The 25832-nt window shown below is 44.0% G+C and carries 25 protein-coding genes; 18 read left to right on the top strand and 7 right to left on the bottom strand.

The window, feature by feature from the left end:
* Positions 1 to 135: 135 nt before the first annotated feature.
* Together Q1X33_RS10280 and Q1X33_RS10285 are read left to right on the top strand one after the other, a co-directional pair.
* A complete protein-coding gene (locus tag Q1X33_RS10280; RefSeq protein WP_005230685.1) occupies positions 136 to 969 on the top strand; it encodes a glycosyltransferase family 8 protein in 834 nt (277 codons plus the stop codon).
* Positions 970 to 1109: 140 nt separating this feature from the next.
* Complete coding sequence (locus Q1X33_RS10285; RefSeq protein WP_010748985.1) at positions 1110 to 1577, top strand: TspO/MBR family protein; 468 nt, start codon at positions 1110 to 1112, stop codon at positions 1575 to 1577.
* A gap of 47 nt (positions 1578 to 1624) precedes the next feature.
* Here Q1X33_RS10285 and Q1X33_RS10290 read toward each other — a convergent pair whose 3' ends face one another.
* Positions 1625 to 3430, bottom strand: a complete 1806-nt coding sequence (locus Q1X33_RS10290) for a M3 family oligoendopeptidase (RefSeq protein WP_060791883.1) — start codon at positions 3428 to 3430, stop codon at positions 1625 to 1627.
* A gap of 399 nt (positions 3431 to 3829) precedes the next feature.
* On the opposite strand from Q1X33_RS10290, the gene arcA reads away from it, so the two are divergent.
* The 8 genes from arcA to Q1X33_RS10330 all read left to right on the top strand — a co-directional run bounded on the left by arcA (position 3830) and on the right by Q1X33_RS10330 (position 11365).
* Positions 3830 to 5053 (top strand): arginine deiminase, encoded by a 1224-nt coding sequence (gene arcA / locus Q1X33_RS10295; RefSeq protein ID WP_005230691.1) that lies wholly within the window; start codon positions 3830 to 3832, stop codon positions 5051 to 5053.
* Positions 5054 to 5072: 19 nt separating this feature from the next.
* Positions 5073 to 6092: an ornithine carbamoyltransferase gene (argF, locus tag Q1X33_RS10300; RefSeq protein WP_005230693.1), complete on the top strand. Its 1020-nt coding sequence runs from the start codon at positions 5073 to 5075 to the stop codon at positions 6090 to 6092.
* A gap of 17 nt (positions 6093 to 6109) precedes the next feature.
* Positions 6110 to 7045, top strand: coding sequence for a carbamate kinase (gene arcC / locus Q1X33_RS10305; RefSeq protein ID WP_005230702.1), 936 nt, complete (start codon positions 6110 to 6112; stop codon positions 7043 to 7045).
* Between the two features lie 41 nt (positions 7046 to 7086).
* The gene (locus tag Q1X33_RS10310; protein ID WP_005230704.1) at positions 7087 to 7776 is read left to right on the top strand and encodes a Crp/Fnr family transcriptional regulator; all 690 of its coding nucleotides are present in this window, start codon (positions 7087 to 7089) and stop codon (positions 7774 to 7776) included.
* 63 nt (positions 7777 to 7839) lie between these two features.
* Positions 7840 to 9291, top strand: coding sequence for a YfcC family protein (locus Q1X33_RS10315; RefSeq protein ID WP_005230705.1), 1452 nt, complete (start codon positions 7840 to 7842; stop codon positions 9289 to 9291).
* A gap of 77 nt (positions 9292 to 9368) precedes the next feature.
* Positions 9369 to 9875: an arginine repressor gene (locus Q1X33_RS10320; protein ID WP_005230706.1), complete on the top strand. Its 507-nt coding sequence runs from the start codon at positions 9369 to 9371 to the stop codon at positions 9873 to 9875.
* 214 nt (positions 9876 to 10089) lie between these two features.
* Entirely contained in the window at positions 10090 to 10605 is a 516-nt protein-coding gene (locus Q1X33_RS10325; RefSeq protein WP_034869460.1) for a VanZ family protein, read from the top strand.
* 64 nt (positions 10606 to 10669) lie between these two features.
* Positions 10670 to 11365 (top strand): YoaK family protein, encoded by a 696-nt coding sequence (locus tag Q1X33_RS10330; RefSeq protein ID WP_005230708.1) that lies wholly within the window; start codon positions 10670 to 10672, stop codon positions 11363 to 11365.
* Positions 11366 to 11398: 33 nt separating this feature from the next.
* Here Q1X33_RS10330 and Q1X33_RS10335 read toward each other — a convergent pair whose 3' ends face one another.
* From Q1X33_RS10335 to Q1X33_RS10345, 3 genes are all read right to left on the bottom strand, one after another.
* Positions 11399 to 11728, bottom strand: coding sequence for an SdpI family protein (locus Q1X33_RS10335; protein WP_005230709.1), 330 nt, complete (start codon positions 11726 to 11728; stop codon positions 11399 to 11401).
* Positions 11729 to 11887: 159 nt separating this feature from the next.
* Entirely contained in the window at positions 11888 to 12370 is a 483-nt protein-coding gene (locus Q1X33_RS10340; RefSeq protein WP_005230712.1) for a VOC family protein, read from the bottom strand.
* A 39-nt stretch (positions 12371 to 12409) separates the two neighbouring features.
* Positions 12410 to 13252 carry an aldo/keto reductase gene (locus tag Q1X33_RS10345; protein ID WP_005230713.1) on the bottom strand — a complete coding sequence of 281 codons (843 nt, stop codon included), beginning with the start codon at positions 13250 to 13252 and terminating at the stop codon, positions 12410 to 12412.
* 133 nt (positions 13253 to 13385) lie between these two features.
* Between Q1X33_RS10345 and Q1X33_RS10350 the strand changes: the two genes are divergently transcribed.
* Positions 13386 to 13754, top strand: a complete 369-nt coding sequence (locus Q1X33_RS10350) for a helix-turn-helix domain-containing protein (protein WP_005230715.1) — start codon at positions 13386 to 13388, stop codon at positions 13752 to 13754.
* A gap of 62 nt (positions 13755 to 13816) precedes the next feature.
* Here the strand turns inward: Q1X33_RS10350 and Q1X33_RS10355 are convergent, their stop codons facing one another.
* The 3 genes from Q1X33_RS10355 to Q1X33_RS10365 all read right to left on the bottom strand — a co-directional run bounded on the left by Q1X33_RS10355 (position 13817) and on the right by Q1X33_RS10365 (position 16936).
* Positions 13817 to 14116 (bottom strand): hypothetical protein, encoded by a 300-nt coding sequence (locus tag Q1X33_RS10355; RefSeq protein ID WP_005230717.1) that lies wholly within the window; start codon positions 14114 to 14116, stop codon positions 13817 to 13819.
* 154 nt (positions 14117 to 14270) lie between these two features.
* Positions 14271 to 15668, bottom strand: coding sequence for a L,D-transpeptidase family protein (locus tag Q1X33_RS10360; protein WP_005230719.1), 1398 nt, complete (start codon positions 15666 to 15668; stop codon positions 14271 to 14273).
* A gap of 284 nt (positions 15669 to 15952) precedes the next feature.
* Complete coding sequence (locus tag Q1X33_RS10365; protein ID WP_005230720.1) at positions 15953 to 16936, bottom strand: L-lactate dehydrogenase; 984 nt, start codon at positions 16934 to 16936, stop codon at positions 15953 to 15955.
* Positions 16937 to 17291: 355 nt separating this feature from the next.
* On the opposite strand from Q1X33_RS10365, the gene pth reads away from it, so the two are divergent.
* The 7 genes from pth to tilS all read left to right on the top strand — a co-directional run bounded on the left by pth (position 17292) and on the right by tilS (position 25831).
* Positions 17292 to 17852, top strand: a complete 561-nt coding sequence (pth, locus tag Q1X33_RS10370; protein WP_005230721.1) for an aminoacyl-tRNA hydrolase — start codon at positions 17292 to 17294, stop codon at positions 17850 to 17852.
* 11 nt (positions 17853 to 17863) lie between these two features.
* A complete protein-coding gene (gene mfd / locus Q1X33_RS10375; RefSeq protein ID WP_301969660.1) occupies positions 17864 to 21382 on the top strand; it encodes a transcription-repair coupling factor in 3519 nt (1172 codons plus the stop codon).
* A gap of 15 nt (positions 21383 to 21397) precedes the next feature.
* The gene (locus Q1X33_RS10380; protein ID WP_005230744.1) at positions 21398 to 23029 is read left to right on the top strand and encodes a polysaccharide biosynthesis protein; all 1632 of its coding nucleotides are present in this window, start codon (positions 21398 to 21400) and stop codon (positions 23027 to 23029) included.
* Positions 23016 to 23282 (top strand): RNA-binding S4 domain-containing protein, encoded by a 267-nt coding sequence (locus Q1X33_RS10385; protein ID WP_005230745.1) that lies wholly within the window; start codon positions 23016 to 23018, stop codon positions 23280 to 23282. Before Q1X33_RS10380 ends, Q1X33_RS10385 begins: the two co-directional genes overlap by 14 nt.
* Positions 23283 to 23365: 83 nt before the next feature.
* Entirely contained in the window at positions 23366 to 23812 is a 447-nt protein-coding gene (locus Q1X33_RS10390) for a septum formation initiator family protein (RefSeq protein ID WP_005230746.1), read from the top strand.
* Positions 23813 to 23886: 74 nt separating this feature from the next.
* A complete protein-coding gene (locus Q1X33_RS10395) occupies positions 23887 to 24330 on the top strand; it encodes a S1 domain-containing RNA-binding protein (RefSeq protein ID WP_010748998.1) in 444 nt (147 codons plus the stop codon).
* A 100-nt stretch (positions 24331 to 24430) separates the two neighbouring features.
* Positions 24431 to 25831 carry a tRNA lysidine(34) synthetase TilS gene (gene tilS / locus Q1X33_RS10400; RefSeq protein WP_005230749.1) on the top strand — a complete coding sequence of 467 codons (1401 nt, stop codon included), beginning with the start codon at positions 24431 to 24433 and terminating at the stop codon, positions 25829 to 25831.
* Position 25832: the final 1 nt, after the last annotated feature.

Below are 25832 nucleotides of genomic sequence, written 5' to 3' on the forward strand. Positions count from 1 at the left end.
GTTCGATTGGCAAGGGTGTTTCACTGAAAGAAAGACCAAAAATCGGGTATACTAGAAGAACAGAAGATGCGGGCAACTGCTTTCGATTTTTCCAAAAACGAGCACGCAACCAGTAACAGAGGAGTGAACAAGAGCATGAATCTACTTTTTGCGATTGATGATCGGTTCAGCGAACAATTAAAAACAACGTTATATTCAATCAAACGTCATACGACAGCAGCATCTTTCGATGTCTATGTCTTACAAGAAAAAGAATTGAAACAAGGTGCAGAGCTCAAGGCTTTTTGTCAAAAGCTGGCGATGACCTATCATCCCATCATCATCGGTTCTGGCTCGATTTTTAAAACCGCGCCAGTCAGTGATCGCTACCCTGAGTCGATCTACTATCGATTATTGGCACAAAATTACTTGCCGCAGCAAGTGGAAAAAATCCTGTATCTGGATGCGGATATTTTGTGCATCAATGATTTGCGCCCCTTGTATGAGCTGACGTTAGGGGATTTTCTGTATGCCGCTGCCAGTCATTCCAAGCTGACAGAAGTGACGACGGTCATCAATAAAGTCCGTTTGCGCAATTATGAGTCAGAAGGCTACTATAATTCAGGTGTCTTGCTGATGAATGTGCACCAGCTGCGGCAAGAGGTCAAAGAAACAGAGATCGCTGCGTTCATTGAGAAAAATCATTTGAACCTCTTTTTGCCAGATCAAGACATTTTGAATGGGTTGTACGGCGATCGGGTGCTGGCGATTCCTGATCAGCTCTATAACTATGATGTACGGAAAAACCGTACGTATGAAACGATCAGTTTAGGGGAATGGAGTTTGGATTGGGTCATCGAGCATACCGTTTTGTTACATTTTTGCGGCAAAGAGAAGCCATGGAAAAAAGGCTACCGCAGCCGCTACGGGGCGCTATACAAATATGTAGAAAATGAACGCCGGAAGTTTGAAGAGGAACAATCAAAGTAGCTGTCATTGAATATAATCAAAATTACCTTGAAAGAAACGTCCACACGGCCGTTTCTTTTTTTAAGCGTTCTATTCTGCTTTTTTTCGATTCGATGGTACGATTAAATGAGAGAGTCATGAAAAAAGAAGGAGTGGAGAACATGAAATTTTTGATTTGGCTGGTCTGTGTGATCGGCATCGAAGCAACAGGAATCATCTCGAGTTTGTTTGCAGGAGACATCGCTGGAACGTATGCGCAAATGGAAAAACCTTTTTTAGCCCCTCCTGGTGGGATCATTGGGATCGTTTGGACGATTTTGTATGCCTTTATGGGAACAGCGTTGTATCTGTTGATCGTAGCCAAAGTCAATCCAGCGCTTAAAAAGAATGCCTATATCTTCTTTGCGATCCAGCAAGTACTAAACTTCTTGTGGAGTATCGTTTTCTTTGGCTGGAATGCTTACTGGGCAGGAACGGTCATTATTGTCTTGTTAGTCCTATCAGTGATTATTTGCATGATCCTCTTTGCTCGCATCGACAAAAAAGCAATGTACTTGTTTATTCCTTATTTGATTTGGTGTCTGTACGCAGGCTACTTAACGATTGGCTTAACTTTATTGAATGCCTGATAGAAAAACCCTCTTCCAAGCGTCGTGTTGGAAGAGGGTTTTTTCTTTTAGATATAGTCTTCAGTCAATTCCATAAAGCTGGCAACATCTTTTAGGACCATATCGATCCCTGCTTGCCAGAAGTCTGGTTTTGTTAAATCAACACCAAGGTGTTTTTGCGCCAGTTCTTCCGTCGTCATTGAAGCAGTATCTTGCAATAAAGCAATGTACTCTTCTTCAAAGCTAGACCCTTTTTCATTGGCATACGCATAGATCCCCATGCTAAAGAGGTAACCAAAGGTGTAAGGGAAGTTGTAAAACGGCACATCATCAATAAAGAAGTGCAATTTGGCTGCCCAGAAATGTGGATGATAAGTTGCTAACCCATCCGCATAGCTTTCTTTTTGCGCCGCTGTCATCATTTCCGTGATTTGCTCCGCTGAAACTAAGCCGTTTTGACGGGCTTGGTAGAAGCTGTTTTCAAAAATAAAGCGTGCATGGATGTTCATGAACATCGCGATCGCATTTTGCATTTTGGCATCCAATAGATTGATTTTTTCTTCCTTCGTTGTCGCTTCTTTGAGGGTTGCATCAGCAACGATCAATTCAGCAAAGGTACTTGCTGTTTCGGCAACGTTCATGGCATAGTTGCGGTTTAATTCCGGCAGCTCCCAAAGAACGCTGCTGTGAAACGCGTGACCTAACTCATGGGCAAGCGTCGCTACTTCGTTGACTGAATTGCTGTAGGTCATGAAAATACGTGACTCTTTGGTTTCTGGCAAGCTGGTGCAATAGCCGCCAGGACGTTTGCCAGGACGATCTTCTGCTTCGATCCAGCTTTTTTCAAAAGCAACTTGGGCAAAGTCAGCCATTTTAGGACTGAACTTACGGAAGTTGGTCAAAATAAAGTCAGCTGCTTCATCAAAGGTGTAGGTTCTTTCTTCCATGTCACCAAGGATGATCGGTGCATCTTGGTCTTGCCATTCCATTTTTTCTTTGCCGAAAAGCTGGGCTTTGCGGGTCAAGAAATCAACGATCGGCTGTTTGTTCTTTTGGATCGTGCCCCACATAGCATCCAATGTCGCTTTTTGCAGACGATTGTATTCTAATGGTTCTTTCAAGTAATCAGTGACCCCGTGAAGCTTGAAGGTAGAAAGGCGGAAGCCGTCTAAATGGTTCAAGGTATCTGCAAAGAGGTCTTCTTTTTCTGCCCACGTCTTTTCCCAAGTGTCAAATAAACGCGCACGAACTTCTGGATCTGGATCACCCATCATTTTATTGAAGGCTTGACCAGCGGACAAGTTGATCGTCGTGCCGTCTTCTTGAAGGAAAGGAATTTCGATTGAGGCAACGATCGTATCGTAATGTTGGCTCCAAGCATTTAAGCCATCTAAATTTAACGTGTTGATGATGGTTTCTTCTGCTTCGGATAACAATTCTTTGCCGTCGCGACGAATCTCGCTTAGACGAAAGGCGATTGGTGCTAAGTTTTCCGCGGTAAGTAATGCGGTCCAATCATCCTCAGAAATTTCTGTCAATTTTTTCGAGAAAACGGTTTGTGCTGCTTGCAGTGCTGGCAGTTTTGCGTAGAGGTCGCCGGTCAGGATTTTGGCTTTGCTGTCGTTGACATTCGCTGAAAGCAAGGCATTGATAAAGCTGCCACATTGTGAAAATCCTTGATTGATTGTGCCAGAAAGTTCGATTAATTCCTCTAATTTTGTCGCATTGTCTGAAGCGTTTGGTACCCAAGCGTCAACTTTTTCACGGTAAGTTTTGATTTCTTCTTCCAGTTGGTTCATGCGTTCTTTTAATTGAACAGAATCACTGCCTCCTGGAAAAATTGTTTCTAGATCCCAATTGATTGAATAGGTCATTCCTATCAAACCCCTTTCTTTTCCTACGATCTTATTAAGTATAGCATAGCCACATTTAGTCGCAACCATCGGATTTTTTTAATCGAAAAAGGAAAGCTATTGGTTGAAAAAGTTCTTTTCTTTCGTAAGCTTTGCCTGCATTGGGCGGGGAGGTCAAAATCAAAGAAAAGAACAAAATCGATCATTTTTTGATTCTCATCAAATTCTTATTTAAAAATTGCTGAATAAATATTACATAAAAAAAATAACAACGAGTAAAAAAACGCTCGCAAGAAGATATTCACTCTTTATTGCATAATGACAAATGCTTTGCATAATGAAGGCGAAATACGTCGCTTGGTAAGCGCATACATTCTTGTACTATGTAGGCGTAATCAAAACAAAGGAGGATGTAAAGAAATGTCAAATGCTATTCATGTTTTTTCAGAAATCGGCCGCTTGAAGCAAGTCATGCTCCATCGCCCTGGTCGAGAATTAGAAAACCTCGTGCCTGATCATTTAAATCGCTTGTTATTTGATGATATTCCCTTTTTGGAACAAGCAAGGGCTGAACATGATCAATTTGCCGATGTATTGCGTAATAATAATGTGGAGGTGTTGTATTTAGAAGATTTAGCAGCAGAAGCGTTAACTAGTCAAGAAATCAAAGAGCAGTTTATCAAGGAATATTTAGAAGAAACAACGTTACAAAGCCCAGAAATCATTGCTGAAATTACCGATTATTTCTTATCTTTTGAAGATAACCGTCAATTCATCGATAAAACGATGGCAGGTCTAGCGAAAAATGAACTGAAATTGCCCCATAGTCAAAGCTTAGCTGGTGCTGCGGATGACCAGTATCCGTTTTTGATCGATCCAATGCCGAATTTGTATTTCACTCGTGATCCGTTTGCGACGATCGGTAACGGGGTTTCCTTGAATCGCATGTATTCAGAAACAAGACGTCGTGAAACGTTGTATGGCAAATACATTTTTGCTCATCATCCAATGTTCCAACAACAGCCACCGCACTTGCTTTATGACCGTGATCAGCCAACACGAATTGAAGGTGGCGATGAATTGGTTCTGTCAAAACGAGTGTTAGCGATCGGGATCTCCCAACGAACAGATGCCACTTCCATTGAACAGTTGGCTCGTAATGTGTTCCAACATGAACCAAGTTTTGAGTACGTCTTAGCTTTTGATATTGGTCAAGAACGCAAATTCATGCATTTAGATACGGTATTTACAATGGTTGATTATGACAAATTTACGATCCATCCAGAAATTGAAGGAGAACTGACCGTTTATTCAATCTCACGTGACGGGGATGGCGTAACCATCAAAGAAGAAAAAGATACGTTAGAAAACATTTTGTGCCGCTACTTAGAATTAGATGCAGTGGAATTGATTCGCTGTGGGGGGAACGATTTGGTCGCTGCAGCTCGGGAACAATGGAATGACGGTTCCAATACCTTGACGATCGCACCTGGCGAAGTCGTGGTCTATGACCGCAACACGATCACCAATCAAAAATTAACTGAAGCCGGCATCAAATTGCATAAAATCTCCGGCAGTGAATTGGTTCGCGGCCGTGGCGGCCCTCGCTGCATGAGCATGCCATTTATTAGAGAAGATATTTAATCTAGAGGAGGAATTACTAATGAAACAAGTATTTAAAGGAAGAAGCTTCTTAGCAGAAAAAGATTTTACGAAAGCCGAGTTAGAATACCTGATTGATTTTTCAATCTATTTGAAACAGTTGAAAAAGCAAAATATTTCTCATCGCTATTTGGAAGGCAAGAACATCGCCCTCTTATTTGAAAAAACGTCGACTCGGACACGGGCGGCATTTACGACGGCTGCCATCGATCTTGGTGCCCATCCAGAATTTTTAGGTGCGAATGATATCCAGCTAGGCAAAAAAGAATCCGTTGAAGATACCGCCAGAGTTTTAGGCAGCATGTTTGATGGCATTGAGTTCCGCGGGTTCAGCCAACAAGTCGTTGAAGATTTAGCCAAATTCTCTGGCGTTCCTGTTTGGAATGGCTTGACCGATGAATGGCATCCAACCCAAATGATCGCTGACTTCATGACGATCAAAGAAAACTTCGGTACATTAGAAAACATTACGTTAGTCTATGTGGGCGATGGCCGAAACAATATGGCGAATAGTTTGTTAGTGACGGGGGCGATTTTAGGTGTCAATGTTCGCATCTGTGCACCAAAAGAACTTTTCCCAGCTGAAGAAGTGACAGACTATGCCAACAAATTTGCCAAAGAATCTGGCAGTCAGCTGATGGTAACAGACGATATTCAAAAAGGCGTCAAAGATGCCGATGTTCTGTATACCGATGTTTGGGTTTCAATGGGGGAAGAAGACCAGTTTGAAGAACGGGTGAAGCTGTTGAAAGATTACCAAATCAACCGCGAAATGGTAATGGCGACTGGAAAACAAGACGATGGCTTGATCGTGCTTCACTGCTTGCCAGCGTTCCATGATACGAATACGACGTATGGAAAAATGATCGAAGAAAAATTCGGCATTTCTGAAATGGAGATCACAGACGACATTTTCCGCAGTCACTGGGGCCGTCAATTTGAAGAGGCTGAAAACCGAATGCACTCGATCAAAGCAATCATGGCAGTAACCTTAGGCGATCTCTTTATTCCTAGAGTGTAAGAAGGAGCAGTGAGCAGATGAGTGAAAAGAAACCAACGATCGTTGTCGCCCTTGGCGGCAACGCTATCCTAGCAGATGATGCCAGTGCCAAAGGGCAAAAAGAACGGCTTAAACAGACCGTCGAGTATTTAATTCCCCTGATCCAAAAAGACGTTCATTTGATCATTACCCATGGGAATGGGCCTCAAGTGGGAAATTTGGTTTTGCAGCAACAAGCCAGTGATTCTAGCAAAAACCCAGCGATGCCTTTAGATACTTGCGTGGCAATGACGCAAGGCAGTATTGGCTATTGGCTGCAAAATGAGCTGAGAATCCAGTTGAAAGAAGCCCAAATGGCTAAGCCGGTGGTAACAGTGGTGACGGAAATTACAGTCGATGCGCAAGATCCAGCATTTGCCCATCCGACCAAACCGATCGGTCCTTTCTTAACGGAAACAGCTGCCAAAGAAGCCATGGCAGCAACAGATGCCATCTATCGTGAAGATGCTGGTCGTGGTTGGCGGAAAGTCGTTGCCAGTCCTGCACCACAAGCGATTCAAGAAGTTGCCAGCATCAAGGCGCTGATTGAACAAAACACGATCGTTATTTGCGCAGGCGGCGGGGGCATTCCCGTGTTAGATAATGGGCTGGGGGTTGAAGCCGTGATCGATAAAGATTTTGCTTCTGAAAAATTGGCTCGTTTAGTCGATGCGGATCAGCTGATCATTTTGACGGGCGTGGAAAAAATCGCTTTGAACTTTGGCAAGGAAAATGAGCAGTGGTTGGATCATGTGACCGCCGCTGAATTGGAAACCTATGTCGATGAAGGGCATTTTTCACCGGGAAGCATGTTACCGAAAGTACAAGCAGCTTTGAATTTTGTCAAAATGGGCACAGAGAAACGGGCAGTGATTACTTCCTTAGATAAGCTGGCAGAAATTGAAGACGCTGGTACACAGATCACCTGGAAATAAGCGAAGTAGCAAAGCAAGTCCAAAACATTGGAGTGAGAGAAATGATCGACTACCAAATAAAAGATCCATCAACAAGAGCGAATAGCTTTCAATGGCTGGAAGAAGAAAATCAACAGCGATTGAAGGAGCATATTTACTGCCGTACGTACAAAAAAGGCCAAGTGCTTTTTTATGAAGGCGACGTAAGAGATCGGATATTCCATGTGATCGAAGGTCTCGTACGGATCGAAAAAACCGACGGAACTGATTCCTATTGTTATGTAGATTTTGTTGGGCCTGATCAGTTATTTCCTTTGATTGGCTTGTTTGAAAGAGACAACTATGATGTATCGGCATTCGCTGCAACAGACATTGTCGTGCAGTTTGCAGCGATGTCGCTGTTTGAACCGCTGGTTGTTTCATCTACAAGTCAGTTGCTGTGGCTGAATCAGCAAATGAGCCAGCAGTTGGAGAAGCAAAGACGCCGAGTGGAGTACTGTGTCACCTCTAGCGCGCAGACAAGAGTCGTCAATACGATCGGTCTCTTGATGATCGAGCACGGACAGTCACAAGGAGAGCAGATTCGCATTCCTTTTCCAGTTTTTATCAATGATATTGCTAAATACAGTGGAACGACGCGAGAGACGGTCAGTCAAACCATCAAGGCGCTCGTGCATAAAAGAAAGATTTATTATCGTTACAAAGAACTCATTATTTATGACAAAGATTATTTTTCCCATGTTGCGAATTGACCACAGACAGATTAGCTGTTGGCAATTTGCATCTAAGATTGATTCAATAGAGGAGGAACGAAGATGAAAAAAAAGCAAAAAGAAAAAAAGTCGCTGACATCGTTCAGTATCTTATTTCTGATCATTATTGCGTTGACGGTCGCTTCTTGGCTACTAGCCGGTCAGCCCTTTGCACCTTCATTACCAGCAGGGCAAGAAGAGATGGTCAGCCAAGTCGTCGGTGCCAAGTTTTCTGATTTCTTTATGGCGCCTTTTAACGGATTTCGTGATGCGATCGAGATCTGTGTGTTTATTCTTTGTTTGGGTGGCTTTTTGAATATTGTCACACGAACAGGCGCTTTAGAAGCTGGTATTCAGCATTTGGTCAAAAAACTCAAAGGCAACGAGTTGATTTTGATCCCGATTTTGATGGTGTTGTTTTCGATTGGTGGCTCAACTTATGGAATGGCGGAAGAAACGATTCCGTTCTATTCCTTATTAGCAATCACAATGGTGGCATCGGGCTTTGATACGATCGTCGCAGCAGGAACCGTCATGTTGGGGGCGGGTGCCGGTGTGATCGGCTCCACCGTTAATCCCTTTGCTACAGGGGTGGCAATGGATGCTTTACGAAGCATCGATATTGCTCCGAATAATGGCACGATCCTAGTAGTTGGCGCATTGCTTTGGCTAGTCACGACCGCGTATTGTATCTTTGTGGTGATGTCTTATGCCAAAAAAGTTAAAGCCGACAAAGGCTCCACGATCTTATCGCTGCAAGAGCAAAAAGAAATGGAAGAACATTTTGTCAAAGATACGAACGAAGACTTAGCGTTTACGCAAAAGCATCGCCTGATTTTGACGATTTTTGGCTTATCCTTTGTGATCATGGTGGTTTCCTTGATTCCTTGGGGCGACTTTGATATCCACGTGTTTGACGGTTGGACCGCCTTTTTGACCGGTAATAGCTTCGGTGAATGGTATTTTGGTGATTTGGCTATGTGGTTCTTCTACATCAGTATCATCATTGCATTGATTCAAGGATTCTCAGAAAAAGAAATCGTGACCAACTTTATCGATGGGGTCAAAGACATTTTATCCGTTGTCTTGATCATCGTTGTGGCACGGGGGGCTTCCTACATTATGCAAACGACGTACTTGGATCTGTTTATTTTGGATCGGGCTTCCCATCTTTTAGAAGGGTTATCACCTGTCCTGTTCGTAATTGGCGCCTATATTTTGTATCTGCTCTTATCGTTCTTGATTCCATCGACTTCAGGACTGGCATATGTATCGATCCCTATCATGGGTGCCTTGGCGCAAAGCATCGGACTCAATCCGAACGTCATGGTCATGATCTTTACTGCTGGTTGCGGATTAGTGAATTTGATCACACCAACTTCTGGCGTCGTGATGGGCGGATTGGAGCTGGCGCGGGTCAACTATTCTACTTGGACTCGCTTTATGCGCAAACCGTTACTGGTTATCGGAATTTCCAATCTTGCCATTTTAATCTTCTCGATGCTGTTCTTGTAAGCTGCGTTTCAAGAAGTGAACGAGACGGATCAACTATTTCAGTAAGCGAGGCGACTTGAGAGGAGCGGATCAAGTAAATGAAAAAAAAAGAGCGACAAGCAATTATCAAAAAACTCTTTGTCCTACATCGGATTGAGTCTCAAGAAGAATTGATGAATTTATTAAAAAAAGAAAATGTTTCAGCTACCCAAGCCACGATTTCTAGAGACATGCGGGAAATGAACATCGCTAAAACGTATGCCAAAAATGGCCGACCGTATTATTCGATCTTTGAATCCAAAGAGCAGGATCTAGAAGACAGAATTGCGTTTTCGATGTATGAGTATCTAAAAAAGATTACGCAGATTGACTTTTTAGTTGTCGTTCATACGGCTGAAAACGGCGCCGATGTGATCGCCAATTATCTTGATGAAATGGAGCTGCCAGAAATTGTCGGCACGATTGCAGGGTTTGATATTTTATTGATCATCACGCCGTCACAAGAAGCGGCAGCAGAGGTCGTCGAGCGGTTGAATCATTATGTAGAAGGCTACGAGATGGGTTCGTCATTATTTACTGGAGAAAAAAACGCAAAACAGCCCTGAGAATCGTTGAGGAAGCTGAACGTCACAAGCCCAAAGATCTCACAACCAAACGGGTGACGGCTTTTCATACCGATGGCTATTTTTAAAAAGAAAGAGTGCTTCTAAACTTGACGGAAGCACTCTTTTTGTGTGTGCAATGTCTCCACGGTTTGCTGGAAAAACAGTTGCATCACCAAATGAAAATGGTAAGATAGGAAAATGAGGAGTGAAAACTATGAAAAAATTACTGAAAGAACCGAACTTTTACTTTTGTATCGCAATTGCGGTAATGGTCATCCTCTTTATCAGCTCTTCACAAACCTATGAGCAGCAATCACAAATCGGGTTGCTTTCACGAATCTTAAAAAATGAACCATTGAAAGATTGGTTGGAGACGATCTCTTTTTCCTATGCTGGGTCGGAGATCAGTATTGCGGAAAAAGGCTATTTCTCATTTGTGGAATTTTTCATTCGCAAAGGTGCGCATTTCTTCACTTATTTTGTCTTAGGGGGCAGTTTGTTCTTAACGCTTAGTTTGCGAAAACAGCCTTTTTGGCTAGCCGCTTTTTTTGCTTGGTTGGCAGCCACCGGCTACGCTGGGATCGATGAATACCATCAAATGCTGACGGGAGGACGGACGCCGCTTTTTCAAGATGTCATGCTGGATTCAGCTGGAGCACTGACCGCCGTTCTTTTGGGGTGGTTGATTTGTCAGCTATCGAAAAAGTCACCTAAACGCCGCAAAACATAACGAGTTGTCGACGTTTTTTAAGCAGTAAGCTGTCAGAAAGTATAAAAAACAAGAGGCGAAACCAATGGAAAAAAGTTTGAGCAGTGTTAAAAGCAAATCGGAGTTTGTCGTGCATGAAAGTTTGCCGGTGGGGATTCTTCTTGCGATGGCAGGTGGTTTTTTAGATGCGTATACCTACTTGTTTCACGGGGAAGTATTTGCAAGTATGCAGTCGGGGAATGTCATTTTGTTAGGGATCAATCTTTCAACGGGGCAGTTTGAACAAGCCTTTCGATATCTGCCGCCAATCTTCATGTTTTTAGTGGGGATCGTAGTGACGAATTATCTGCAGCATCATTTTCCGACAGGGGGCTGGATCGTTTGGCAAAATGCCGCATTGATTTTTGAAGCAATCGGTATTTTGGTTCTGGGCTTTTTTGCTCGATCATTCCCCAATGTCATGATCGATTCGGGGTTATCTTTTTTTGCAGCGATTCAATATGCCGCCTATCGTCGATTGGCAGGGATGCCCTATGCCACCACGATGACCACCGGCAACTTACGTTCACTGGCTGATTATGTGTACATGCGCTGGTTTAAAAAGGACCGATCAGTGACACCCAAGATCATTTCTATTTCCTTGATCATCGGCGGCTTCTTTTTTGGTGCAGTCTTAAGCAGCTTGCTAGGGATTTTCTTATTCCACCGCACTATCTGGGTGGTTTCAGGGATTTTAGCCTTGGTGTTGGGGATCACGATCCATCATCAAAATAAACAATAGAAAAAAGACATTCGCTGGAATGTCTTTTTTGTCTTACTTTTTGGTGCTTGTGCGTGAATCTTTGAGATACAGTGCCGTTTCTACGAGTAGCGCTGCTAGAAGATAGCTGCCAAAAACGGCTACTTGGTAAAAAGCCTCTGCGATCAGCTCGTTGTGATGCAATAAAACGACCCCGCCTAGAAAGAGCATCGCTAACAAGGAGAACCACTGCTGGGCAAAACGCCAATTGCTGACACTGGCTGTACTGCGCTTGGTGCGAAAGCCGAATACATAATTGGGTTCTTCTCGGAAAAAGCACCAGAAGACGATGAAAAAAATACCCGTAAAAATCAACAACAAAAGTCCAATATCGATCGAGATCACTACCTTTCACGTGCGATTTGTTGGATAAGTAAGTGAAGCAACTAAAGATGAGTACATACTTATTGTATCCGCTATGAACGCTTCTATGAAGGGGAACAATCGAAAAATACGTGCTTCTAGCAAAAAAACGGCTGGCGATTTGCAGCGCCATCCGGTTTTTTATCCCCGTTGAAAAGGGCCTTTTGGTGCAATCAATTCAAGATTGGTACCGTCTGGATCTGTAAAGTAGGCAACACCTGTCCCGAAACCGCTTTTTAAACCATCTTGTTCTTCAAAAACGATGGGGGTGCCGTCAGGCTCAACGCCAATGGCTTTTAGACGAGCAACGGCTTCATCGATAGCTTCGACTTCAAAACAAAGATGCATCGCGCTGATTTGCTCATTGGAATAGCTAGCTTTGTTGGATCTTGGTTCGACGTATTCTAAAAGATCGATGTTGAGATTGTCTAAATGAAGATTGGCATATTTGATCAGTGTATCTTCTAATCCTTGCGTTTGCGCCATGCGTTTGCCGCCAATCGTATCTTGATTGGCGATTTTTTTTCCCGTTAATGCTTCATAAAATTGGATGGAACGTTCGAGATTGCTGACGGTGATTCCCACGTGGTTAACCATTGAAAAGCCTGTGTTTGTGTTTGTCATTATACTTCCTCCTAAGGTTTTGTTTAGTATATCGTTTGGTTAATGAAAATCGAATGTGTCTGGATCTGGACCCACTCGTAAGTCTTCATTTAATGCGTTCAAGCGGGCCATGTCAGCTTCTGATAAATGGAAATCAAAAATCGCTGCATTGGCGATCATTCGCTCGGGGTGTGTCGATTTGACATTGACTAAGATCCCTTGTTGAATAGCCCAGCGTAAAAGCACTTGTGCCGCTGATTTTTGCTGTGCATCGGCGATCGCCAAGACGGTGTCATCTTTCAGCAGTTTGCCTTGCATCAAAGGTGACCAGGCTTGGATCGTAATTGCTTTTTCGGCACAAAAAGCCCGCAGGTCTTGTTGCGTCAGTTTGGGGTGCAGTTCGATCTGATTGATAACAGGAACGACCTTAGCAACGGCCAATAATTGCTCCAGATGATGGATCTGGAAGTTGCTGACCCCGATCGCTTTGATTTTTCCTGCCGCATAGAGGTCTTCCAAGGCACGCCAGGACTCTTGAAATGCTTGATTTCCTGGCCAATGGATCAAGTACAAGTCGAGATACTCGAGGTTTAAGCGGGCCAAACTTTCATTGAAGGCGTGGATCGTTTCATCATAAGTTAAATGATCGTTCCAAAGTTTGGAAGTGACAAAGAGTTCTTCACGAACCAACCCCGTTTCTTGCAAGCCTTGTTTGATTCCTGCCCCTGTTCCTGTTTCATTGCCATAGATAGCCGCCGTATCAATCAAGCGATAGCCATTGATAATCGCTTGCTTCACAACCTCTGCTGTGTCAGCTTCAGGGATTTGAAAGACACCTAACCCTAAACCAGGGATTTTGCTGCCGTTGTTCAGGGTGACGGTATCTGATAATTTTTCGATCATAAAAACATCTCCTTTATTTTTTTCTGGTATCATCATATAATGAGGTGGTGATACTGTATAGTACGTACTTTTTTGTTTGATACCCACCTTTTGGTAACCTTTGTGTGGTATCAAGCGTAATGAGGTGGAAAAAATGGCAGAAAAAATTTATAATATCGGTGTTGAAGCAACGATGGATATCATCGGTGGGAAGTGGAAACCCATCATTCTTTGTAATTTGCGCCATGGGGCATTACGTCCCAGTGATTTACGGCGGAAGATCCCTGGCATCAGTCAAAAAATGTTGACCCAGCAATTGCGGGAATTAGAAGAATCTGACATCGTTACTCGCAAATCCTATAATCAAGTACCACCCAAAGTTGAGTATTCCTTGAGTGAATATGGAGAAACCTTAGGCGGCTTATTGGATACTCTTTGCCAGTGGGGCACGATGCACGTTGCTGCACTGCAAGGCAAAGGAGAGCAAGTTACTTTGTTAGAACAAGAAGAAGCGATGGTCTAACAAAGGGCAAGTGGCATGAGAAAAGGCGGCAGAAACCATTGGTTTCCGTCGGCCTTTTTAGGTTATGTTTGTTGGATCAATTCTAGAATGGCTTCAGTATTCATCCCGCTGTAATGATTGACAGGAAACGAAAAGCGCTTGATGCGTGGTGGGATGGCCTGCTCGATCATCGGATCTGTTAAAGAAAGCAAGGGATCGACCAAAACGAGTTTTTCTTGCGCAAAACGATAATTCGCCAGACGTTCTGGTGTCACAACAGTTACGCTGATTTGATCCTCGGACAGCAGTTGGATGTTGCGGGCGAAAATTTTAATTAGACTTCCAGCCAAAGTAGAACGATCAATAAAAACGACTTTTTCCAAAATGATTCTCCTTATTAATTAAAATGATTAATTAAGTATATTAATTAAATGGTTCTTTGTAAATAGGAACATTTGGGAGACAACAAAAAAGCCGCAAAAGATCTTTCTTTTGCAGCTTTTGGTTCGTCTATAAAAAGGTTTGATTCTTTTTTGATTAAATCACGATCACGGGTGTACCGACTTCGGCTTTGCTGTACAATTCTTTCATCACGCCTGGCGGAGTATTGATACAGCCGTGAGAACCACGGGTTTTCCAAAGATCGCCACCGTATTCCGTCTGCCAATCAGAATCATGGATACCGACACCGGTCCAATCGATGGGCATCCAGTAATCAACAGGGGACGCATAATCTTCACCAGTCAAGGTTGCATCTTCTTCTTTGTTCCAGACATAGAAGACGCCAGTTGGTGTTGGTGTGGCTGGTTTTCCGGAAATTATGGCTGTTTCAAGAACAAGCTGTCCGTCTTTGTAATACCACATGTGTTGGTTTTTTAGATCAACTTCGATATAGGTGTTGCCAAACAGCGGGCTGCCTGCATCGGTGCTTCCTTGAGCGATCGGTGTGCGGGTGAAGTCTTCGCCAGCTTTTAACGCCTCGATCAAGGCTTCTGTTTCTGCATCGGTTTGGATCGTCCAGCTAAGAGTACCGGCTGGGACTGTCACTTCGCCTTGCTTGGTACTTTTGAAGGTCGAAGAATTGGTGCTAGTATTGTATTGTTCGCCGATCGATGTGACATAGCTTCGTACTTTGTCTTCGTCGATCGTTGTGTTGCCGTCTTTATAAGAGAGCCAATCCATGATCGTTTCTCTTGGGATTTGAAACGTATTTCCGTTGATCGTATAATTGCCAGTTACTTTGGCGATTTTATTCAACGAATCCATTTCTTTCGTTAAGTCTGGATCATCGGCGGTCACACTTGGTTTTGTGACGTAATCAACGAGATTCAATTCCTGTTCGCCGCTGACGATGGCTTCTTGCAAGTCTGCCACTGCTTTGTCAACATCGATGGCGTCGCCGTCAACTTCTGGTTTGATAGAAAAACCGTCTTCGCCTTTTTCCAATGTTGCATCGGCTGATTTTGTACGATCTTCATTTAAGCTTTCGAGTTCTTTTTGGATCGTGTTGGTCTCGCTAGTCAAGGTGTCTTGGTCTACTGAGAGATTGCCTAGTGTTTTTTCTTCGGCAGCCGAAACGTAAGCCATTCCCCAGCTCCACTGATTTTGTTCATCTTTTAATGATTGCAGCTCATCGGTGAAATCCGTCTGCAAACCAAATTGAGCAAGGTTGACTGTTTTCCATTCGCTATCACCATCTTTGATGGTAAAGTCTTCTTGTGAATAGCGATCATGCAGCAGGGCATTGGCCTCAGCGACGGTTTTGTTGCTGATGTCGATCCCATCAATTTCAGTCTTTGGTAGAAAACGGTTTGCATAATATGTACTTCGGTAGGTATAGCCGCCAGCGATCACTACGAGTAAAGCAGCCACAACGATCAGAACAATTTTCTTCGTATTATTCTTGGCGTCAGTATGTTTGTTTGAACGAGTCATTCAACTACTCCTTTTTTCTAATGGCATAATAGATAATAACGCTTAAATCATACCATATTCCCACGGGAAAGCGAATATGGCAAATGAAACTTCCATGAAAAATAGAAAATTCTTAAACTATCTTTAGGCAAGCTGTAGAAACGCATTTCTTACGATAAAAAAACTGAACGAATTGGCAGCAAGCCATCTTGATCAAAGGGTTCTGAAAAAGAGTGAGCTGGAGGATTCGTTCAGTCGCATAATTGACTAACTAAATTTGACTATCTAACACGAGGGAAAAGAAATTATTGATTGTCTTCCGCATCTAATTTTGCAAAAGCTTCATCAAGAATATCTTTTAATTGTTTTGCCGAAGCGGCCATCCGGTCTTTTTCACCATCCGTCAATGGGATCTCAATCACTTTTTGGATCCCTTGGGCGTTGATAACTGCAGGCGCACCGATGTACAAGTCGTTTAAGCCGTATTCGCCGTTCATGTACACAGACAATGGTAAAACAGCATTTTCATCGTCTAAGATCGCGCGAGTGATTCGTGCTAAGGCTACCGCGATCCCATAGAAAGTCGCACCTTTTTTCTCGATGATGGTGTAGGCTGCATCACGAACACTGAAGAAAATGTTGACCATTGCTTCTTCATCGATGTCTGGGTTATTTTTGACCCATTCATAGATTTGTAGGCCAGCTACGTTGGCATGAGACCAAACAGGGAATTCTGAATCGCCGTGTTCCCCTAAGATATAGGCATGGACGTTACGGGCATCGACATCGACCAATTCAGCCAATGCTTGACGGAAACGGGCAGAGTCTAATGAGGTACCTGAACCGATAACGCGTTCTTTCGGGAAGCCTGAGAATTTCCAAGTAGAATAAGTCAAAATATCGACTGGGTTTGCTGCAACTAAGAAAATTCCGTTAAAGCCTGAATCAACGATTTGGGTAACTACTTCACGGTTGATTTTCAAGTTTTTATGAACTAAGTCTAAACGGGTTTCGCCTGGTTTTTGAGGCGCACCAGCAGTAATAACGACTAAATCAGCATCATGTGCATCTTCATAAGAAGCGGCATAGATTTTTTTAGGGGAAGTAAATGCCAAAGCATGGGACAAGTCAATTGCGTCGCCTTCTGTTTTTGCTGTATTTATATCAATGATTCCGACTTCTTGCGCAATGTTTTGGGTCACCAGCGCAAACGCGTAACTAGAACCAACCGCACCGTCTCCAACAAGAATTACCTTTTGGTGATCTTTTTTGTTCGTTTTTGCAGTCATCTGTGTATCATTCCTTCCGCATAATTGTTTTACTCGCTATCATCCTACCATTTTCAAGTATGTTTGTCATGTGATTTGCACAACAATATTACACAAAATATCGCTGTTTCAGTTGTAAATGCTTTCTTTGTTATTACGTCAAAAAGAAGATATATCAAGGTTTTATTAAGATTCGTTAAGAAAGATAAAAACTGAGCAAGAGGGTGCCACCATAACAGTCCATTTCGTGTTATAATTACCTAAGCAAAAGAACTGGGCGCATTTGTGTGCCCAGTATTTTGTGTTTGGATAAGAAAACCGATAAAATAGATGAAGAATCAGCTTGAAACTAGAAATAATGGAGCGTAAATAAAAAATGAAAATGATTGTAGGCTTGGGAAATCCTGGCAAAAAATATGAAAAAACCAAACATAATGTTGGCTTTATGGTAGTGGATGCGTTGGCACAAAAGTACCAAGCAACCTTTAAAAAGTCGGCTTTTGAAGCAGAGGTGGCAGAGTTTTTCTTGAATGGTGAAAAAATCCTTTTGGTCAAACCACAAACCTTCATGAATGAATCCGGTCGTGCGGTAGGCCCGTTGATGACCTATTTTGGCATCTACCAAGAAGAACTAGTGGTGGTCTATGATGACCTCGATTTAGCATTAGGGAAAATTCGTTTGCGCCAAAAAGGCAGTGCAGGTGGCCACAATGGGATCAAGAGTTTGATCGCTCATTTGGATTCAACAGTCTTTGACCGTATCAAAATCGGGATCGATCGTCCACGTCCAGGACAAACCGTGGTCAATCATGTCCTGAGTCCTTTTGCAAAAGACGATCTGCCCATCGTTTTACAAAGTATTGATAAAGCGGTCGAGGCAAGTAGTGATTACTTGACCAACGGCGACTTTCTTGCCACAATGAATCGATTTAACTAAGGAGGGCCGAGATGGATTTAATTGAATTAATAAATAAAGTGCCGACAGTGGCGGCTTGGCATACAGGTTTACGTGAACAGGCCCCCCGGCAATTACTGACCGGTCTAGCTGGATCGGCAAAAACATTAGCGATCACTGGTGTGTATCAGGCATTTCAAAAACAAGTGATCGTCGTGACCCCAAATCTCTATTATACAAATCAACTAGCCGAAGATCTGCGCAATGTGACGGAAGATGTCTATGTTTTTCCAGTGGATGAAGTGTTGTCAGCCGAAATGGCTTTTTCTTCACCAGAAGCACGAGAAGAACGCGTGGCAGCGCTGAATGCTGTTTCGCAAGGAAAAACCGGGATCTATGTGTTGCCGGTGGCGGCTTTGCGAAAGTATTTGCCTGAAAAGAAAACCTGGTTAGCCAACCAATTCCAATGGCAAATCGGCGATGAGATCGATTTAGAGCGTTTGCCGCAACAATTGATCTTGATGGGCTACGAACGTCAGTCAATGATTGGCAAACCTGGCGAATTCAGTATTCGTGGGAGCATCCTCGATATTTATCCATTAAACGCCGAATATCCCGTACGGATCGAGTTATTCGATGTAGAAATCGACTCGATGCGTTCTTTCAACGTGGAAACGCAACGCTCAGTGGAAACGCTGCAGCAAGTGGCTATTTTACCCACTACTGAATTGGTTTTCTCAGCGGAAGATTTAGCGGCGGGGCAAAAGCAGCTGCAAGAATTATTGAACAAACGGTTGGCAGTCACCAAAGAAGCAACCGATCGCGCCTTTTTAGAAGATTATTTTGGCCAGTTGGTTTCTCAATGGCAAGCGGGGATTCCTGGTGAAAGTGCCCGTTATTACACGGATTTGCTGTATCGTCAGCAAACGAGCGTCTTAGATTATTTTTCTGAAGATGCCTTTTTGATGATCGATGATTATGCTCGGATCATGGAGACCAATCGTGAGATCGAACGGGAAGAGGCGGAGTGGCATACCCAAAAATTAGCGGAGCTGCGAGTCTTTTCTGAACAGCAATTCGGGATCGATGTCCATCAGCTGCTGCAAAAAGAAACCTTTGTGACCAGCTTCTTTTCTTTATTCCAAAAAGGAATGGGGAACATTCGCTTCCAAGCGATCCATCAATTCCAATATCGGCCGATGCAGCAGTTTTTCAGCCAAATGGGTCTCTTGAAAGTTGAAATCGATCGCTGGGAGAAGCAGCAGCAGACGGTGATTTTTCTGGTCAGTGATCAAGAGCGGGCCAAGAAGTTAGAGCAAGATCTGCGAGATCATGATATCTATGCCGTGCAGACGCAACAAGACCGCCTGTTTACAGGACGCACCCAAATCGTGGTGGAACGTTTGCAAAGCGGCTTTGAAATGCCGCAAGACAAGCTAGTGGTGGTTACGGAAAAAGAAATTTTCCAAAAGATGAACAAAAAAAGAGCCCGCAGGCAAAATGTCACCAATGCGGAACGGCTCAAAAGCTACAATGAGTTAAAAGCGGGCGATTATGTCGTCCATGCGAATCATGGGATCGGGAAGTACATCGGCATGGAAACCTTAGAAGTCGATGGCGTCCACCAAGATTACATGACGATCTTGTACCAAAACGAAGACAAGCTCTTTATTCCAGTCACCCAATTGAATTTGATTCAAAAATATGTGGCTTCCGAATCGAAAACACCGAAAATCAATAAATTGGGTGGCAGCGAGTGGGCGAAGACCAAGCGCAAAGTGACGGCTAAAATTGAAGACATCGCAGATGATTTGATTTTATTGTATGCCAAACGCGAATCAGAAAAAGGCTATGCTTTTCAACCAGACGATGCCTATCAAAAAGAATTTGAAGATGCCTTTCCGTATTCGGAAACCGATGATCAGCTGCGCAGTACGGCAGAGATCAAGCGGGATATGGAAAAAGAAAAGCCGATGGACCGCTTGTTAGTCGGGGATGTTGGTTTTGGGAAAACAGAAGTGGCGCTGCGGGCTGCTTTTAAAGCGATCAAAGAAAGCAAACAAGTGGCTTTCTTAGTACCGACAACGATCTTGGCGCAGCAGCACTATGAAACGATGGTCGATCGTTTTGAAGGATTCCCCGTCAATGTTGGGGTACTGAGTCGTTTCCGGACGAAAAAACAGCAGAATGAAACGATCGAGCAAGTGCGCAAAGGGCAAGTCGATATTTTGGTGGGGACCCACCGATTATTGTCAAAAGATGTCGAGTTTGCTGATTTGGGCTTGTTGGTGATCGATGAAGAACAACGGTTTGGGGTTAAACACAAAGAGCGCTTGAAACAACTGCGTTCGCAAGTCGATGTGTTGACGTTGACGGCAACGCCGATCCCACGAACATTGCATATGTCGATGCTGGGGGTACGGGACCTATCTGTGATCGAAACACCACCAGAAAATCGTTACCCGATCCAAAACTATGTGATGGAGATGAATCCAGGAGCGGTGCGAGAAGCGATCCAACGGGAGATGGCACGGGGAGGTCAAGTGTTTTATCTCTATAATCGTGTCGATACGATCGAGCGAAAAGTCGAAGAACTGCAGGCGTTAGTGCCAGACGCACGAATCGCTTATGCCCACGGGCAAATGACCGAGATCCAATTGGAAAACACCTTATTTGACTTTATTGAAGGGCAATACGATGTGTTGGTGACGACGACGATCATTGAAACCGGTGTGGATATTCCCAATGCCAATACGTTGTTTGTGGAAAATGCCGATTACATGGGACTTTCGACGTTGTATCAGCTGCGTGGCCGTGTCGGTCGAAGCAATCGGGTCGCCTATGCGTATTTCATGTATGAACAGCAAAAAGTGTTGAATGAAGTCAGTGAAAAACGCCTGCAAGCCATTAAGGACTTTACCGAGTTGGGGTCAGGTTTCAAAATCGCGATGCGAGATCTTTCGATTCGTGGAGCGGGTAATCTATTGGGGGCGCAGCAGCACGGCTTTATCGATGCAGTCGGGTTTGACATGTACTCGCAAATGCTGTCTGAAGCAGTCACTCGGAAACAAGGGAAAAATACCCAAACAGAAAAAACGACCGTCGAGATCGATCTGGGGATCGATGCCTACTTACCGACTTCGTATATTGAAGACGAACGGCAAAAAATCGAGATCTACAAACGAATTCGTGAGCTGGAATCCCAAGAAGCAGTTGATGAACTTCAAGATGATCTGTTAGACCGTTTCGGTGAATACCCTGTAGAAGTGGCACATCTCTTAACGGTGGGCGAGATCAAAATGAACGGCGATCGTGCCTTGTTAGAAACTATCCGCAAGCAGCAGCAGACGGTGTCGTTTACTTTGAGTAAAGTCGGCACGAAAAATTATTCGGTGGAGCAGCTGTTTGAAGCATTGAAAGCTACTAAATTAAAAGCCACGATGGGTGTCGATCATGAGCAAATGACCATCAAATTACAGATTCCGCCAGTGATGAAGGAAAGCACCTGGCTATTAGAAATCCAAGATTTTGTCAAAGCGTTACGGGAACAAAAATACGCCAGCCAAGGCTAGAAAGGAACCAGCGGGATGCCGAAATCACAATTGAAGCGTACGATGGAAGGGGCGTTTATTTTAACGATCGCTTCCTTTATCGCAAAAATCTTAAGTGCCGTTTATCGGGTCCCTTTTCAGAACCTGGTAGGGGACGAAGGGTTTTATGTGTATCAACAAGTCTATCCGATTTATGGATTGGCGATGACGTTAGCGTTGTCAGGGTTGCCACAGTTTATCTCCCGCATCGTCGCTGAAGAACCCGATCCTTTGAAAAGCAAGGAACGGCTGCAAGCGTTGACGCCTTTCGTACTTTGGTCTGCGATCGGTTTATGGGCGGTGACCTTTTTATTTGCTGGTCCGATCGCACAAGTGATGGGGGACCACCAACTGGCGGGCTTGATTCGAGTCGTTTCTTTTACCTTCTTATTTGTCCCGCCTTTGACCTTTTATCGAGGAATGTTTCAAGGAAATTTGCAAATGGTGCCGACAGCAGTTTCCCAAGTCGTAGAGCAGCTGCTTAGAGTTGGTGTGATTTTAGGTGCTGCGGCAGCTTTCCAGCAATTGGGCTGGACGATTTATCAAACGGGGACTGTCGCCATGATGGGTGCCTTAGTCGGGGGCCTTGCGGCGTGGTGGATCTTAAGTTATTATAGCCGACAAATCAACGGCAAACGCCTGTCGCTATGGCACAAACCGGTCACCAGTACAGGAGAAAATCCCGCTGGTTTATCCGCCTCGTTGAAGAAACGGTTCTTCTTAGAAGGCGGTCTGTTGACGATTTATAGCGGCTATTTGATCTTGTTCCAGTTAGCGGATTCGTTTTTATTGACCAATGCGCTAGAAGCGGGGGGGGTGACGGCACAAGCAGCCCGAATTTCAAAAGGGATCTATGATCGCGGACAACCCCTCGTCCAACTAGGTCTTGTGGTGGCGATGGCGTTAAGCTCGACGTTTTTACCAACGTTGACCAAGTATTTGACGGTAAAAAATCAGCAGCTGTTTGAAAAGTCGGCAAAAATGTATTTGCGCCTGACGATCGGGATTGCTTCGGCTTCCGCCGTGGGCTTAGCGATTTTGCTGCCTTATATTAACTTTGCCTTATTCAAAGACGGTTCTGGCAATGCGGCGCTGGTATTGTTTGTCTTTTCTATCGCTCTGATGGCGACGATCCAAGCCTATCAAAGCATTCAACAAAGTCGCAATACCTATACCTTCGGCTTGCTCGCTGCGGGGATCGGTCTTTTGATCAAATGTCTATCGATGTGGCCGCTGACTGCTTCTTATGGGACTGCAGGAGCGAGTATCAGTACACTGTTGGGGTTAGGCGCGACCTTATGCTGTTTTGTGGTTTCCGAACAGCGTCGAGCACAAAGCAGCATCAATCACTTTTGGCATGAAGGAAATTATGGAAAAAAACTATTTATTTGTTTAGGGATCATGGCAAGCGTGCTATTCTTATATTATAGCTTCGTTGCGATCTTATTGAACGGTCCTTTGACCCATCGACTACAGGCACTGCTTTTTTGCCTAGGCGGTGTCGGTCTGGGAGGCGCAGCCTTTATCGGGGCAGCGATCAAAATCAAATTGTTAACGATTCGCGAATGGCTGTTAGTTCCATTTGGAAAGAAACTATTAAGAAGAGGTGAAAAACATGAGATTAGATAAATTTCTTAAAATCTCCCGCATCATCAAGCGTCGCTCTGTGGCCAAAGAAGTGGCAGACAAGGGACGCATTCAGATCAACGGCAAATTAGCCAAGTCAAGCAGTGACGTCAAAGTAGGCGATACCATGCGCATTCAATTCGGGAATAAGGTCTTGGAAGTAAAAGTCAATGAATTGCATGAATCGACGAAAAAAGAAGACGCTGCAAAAATGTATGAGATCGTTTCAGAGGAAAGAATCTCAGAAAATGCTTGATTTTTACGGCATTTTCAGTTAGACAAGCTTTGCGGATGTTGGTATAATGTAAAAAACAAAGACAGCGACGGGAGCGAGTTCAGGTGGCAAAAGAATCAAATAAAAAAATAGAACTATTGCAGACCGATTATGCGAAAGAGCAATTTGCCAAGTTTGAAAAAGAGCGGCGGCAAGTCGTGTTTCGCCGACGTCGGCTGGTGGCGTTTTTCGTGGCGGCATTAGCGATATTTGCGATCGTAGGGATTCAAATGTTCAACGATCAAATGCGCCTGCAAAAGCTAAAGGAATATAAGGCGGAAACAGTCGCCGAACAAAAAGAGGCAGAACAAAAGGTGGCTTCACTGGAGCGAGACGTTGCCTTGCTGCAAGACGATGAGTATGTGGCAAAATTGGCACGCAGCCGATTCTTCTACTCAAAAGATGGTGAAAAAATCTATCCAGTCTTGCCAGACGGGACGGATTCTCAAAACACCAATGAGCGTTCTTCGCAAAGTGGACAAGAATCATCATCCACAGAGTCACAAGATTAAGCAATGTCATACCTACTCAGCGCAGTAGTTTGAATTATTTTAAATGGGTAAAAATTAGGAGGAACATTTTTTATATGTCAATCGAAGTTGGAGCGAAACTAAAGGGCAAAGTGTCTGGTATTACAAATTTTGGTGCGTTCATTGATCTTGGTGAAGGGAAAACTGGTTTGGTGCATATCAGTGAAGTATCAAACGGATTCGTCAAAGACATTCACGACGTGTTGTCTGTTGGGGATGAAGTGACAGTACTTGTTACGGCAATCGGCAACGATGGAAAAATCGGCCTATCGATCCGCAAAGCAGAAGATAAACCGGAAGAAAAACGTGAATACCCGAAAAAAGAATTCAATCGACCAAATCCGAAAAAATCTTTTTCACGCAATCAAAATACGAATGTAAATAAACAAGACTTCGATTCATTGATGAGTTCTTTTCTAAAAGATAGTGATGATCGTCTTTCGTCATTACGTCGAAATACAGAAGGAAAACGCGGTGGCCGCGGCGGACGCCGTAACTAAACATGAATAGCAAGTTGGAAAAAGCTGGAACAAAACTGTTGGTTCGTTTTGTTTCAGCTTTCTTTCTTGTGGGAGTACCATATGAGAAGGAGGTCAAACGATGGTCATTCAAACCGTTCGAGGGCAACTCACTGCCATCGATCCTGATAAAAACCGACGCTTTTTGCTGGCGGTATCGACGGGCGTCGATTCGATGGTCTTGTTGCAGATCTTTTGTCAGTTGTTTCCCGAAATGCAAAAAGAGCCATGTTTTGGCGTGGCACATGTAAACCATCAATTGCGTCCAGCATCTGCCAAGGAAGCGGCTTTTTTACGGCAGTACTGCCAAGAACGCGGCATTCCTTTTTATGAGCGGTGTTGGGAAAATCCGCCAGAAACCGGCGTAGAAGCTAGCGCTCGCGACTTTCGCTATACGTTTTTTGCCGATGTCATGTCCCAAGAAGGCTATGATGTTTTGCTAACTGCTCATCACAGTGATGACCAAGTAGAAACGATGTTGATGAAGATGATGCGAGAAGGTCGCTTGCGATCGGCTGGCGGGATGCAACAGCAGCAGCCTTTTCACACAGGGGTCTTGTTGCGTCCACTGCTTACTGTCAGCAAGGCAGCGATTTACGACTATGCGCAAGCACAGCAGATTCCCTACTTTGAAGACGAAAGCAATCACGAACCGCTGTATTTGCGAAACCGACTACGCCAGCAAGTAGTGCCAGCCTTAAAAGCGGAAAATCCGCAGCTGCTGCCACATTTTCAACAGCTTTCTGAAGAAGTACAGTTCGCCAATCAGCTGATCCAACAAGAGCAGCAACAATGGTTGTCTGCGTTCGTTCAACAGCAAGCTGCTCGCTTAGTGATCGATCTGCAACAGCTGCCGACGTTTTCGCCGGCGCAACGTTATTTTTTCTATGCGGGATTTTTACAGCAAGCAGAGGCTTTTACGAAGCAGCCCCTCAATCAAAAACAGCTGCCACAGGTATTGCGTCTGCTAGATGAAAAGAAAGGGCAATGGCAATTGGCGTTGCACAAACAGTGGCAGCTGCGGCGCAGTTATGACCAATTGTTATTGGAACCTGTTACTGTTCCCCAAAAGCCTGCAGCGCCGTTGACAGAAGTTAGTCAGCGGCTGGTTTTAGGGGAGGGGATCTATCTTTCTGAAAAGGAATGGATTGGGTATTTTCCGATAAATGAACAGCATATTCCCAAAAAAATCACAAATTGGTCAGAGTTTTCCCAAGATTTACCGCTAAACTATTCCTCTGAGCTGATCGTCCGTAAGCGTCAGCCAGGAGACCGAATCCGCTTGGCACGTGGCCTGACCAAAAAGATCAGTCGTTTTTTTATCGATTCAAAAATTCCTAATGAAGAGCGAGAAAAAAGTTGGGTCGTCACAAACCTTGATAAACAGGTGATTGCCTTACTACCTCATGCATTTTCCTATTTGAGTATTGCGCCAGAAACTGATAAAATACACTACATACTTCTTTATAAATATCAGAAGTAAG

Origin of the sequence: Enterococcus sp. B2E4 (assembly GCF_030499455.1) — a bacterium.
Taxonomy (GTDB): Bacteria; Bacillota; Bacilli; order Lactobacillales; family Enterococcaceae; genus Enterococcus_D; species Enterococcus_D casseliflavus.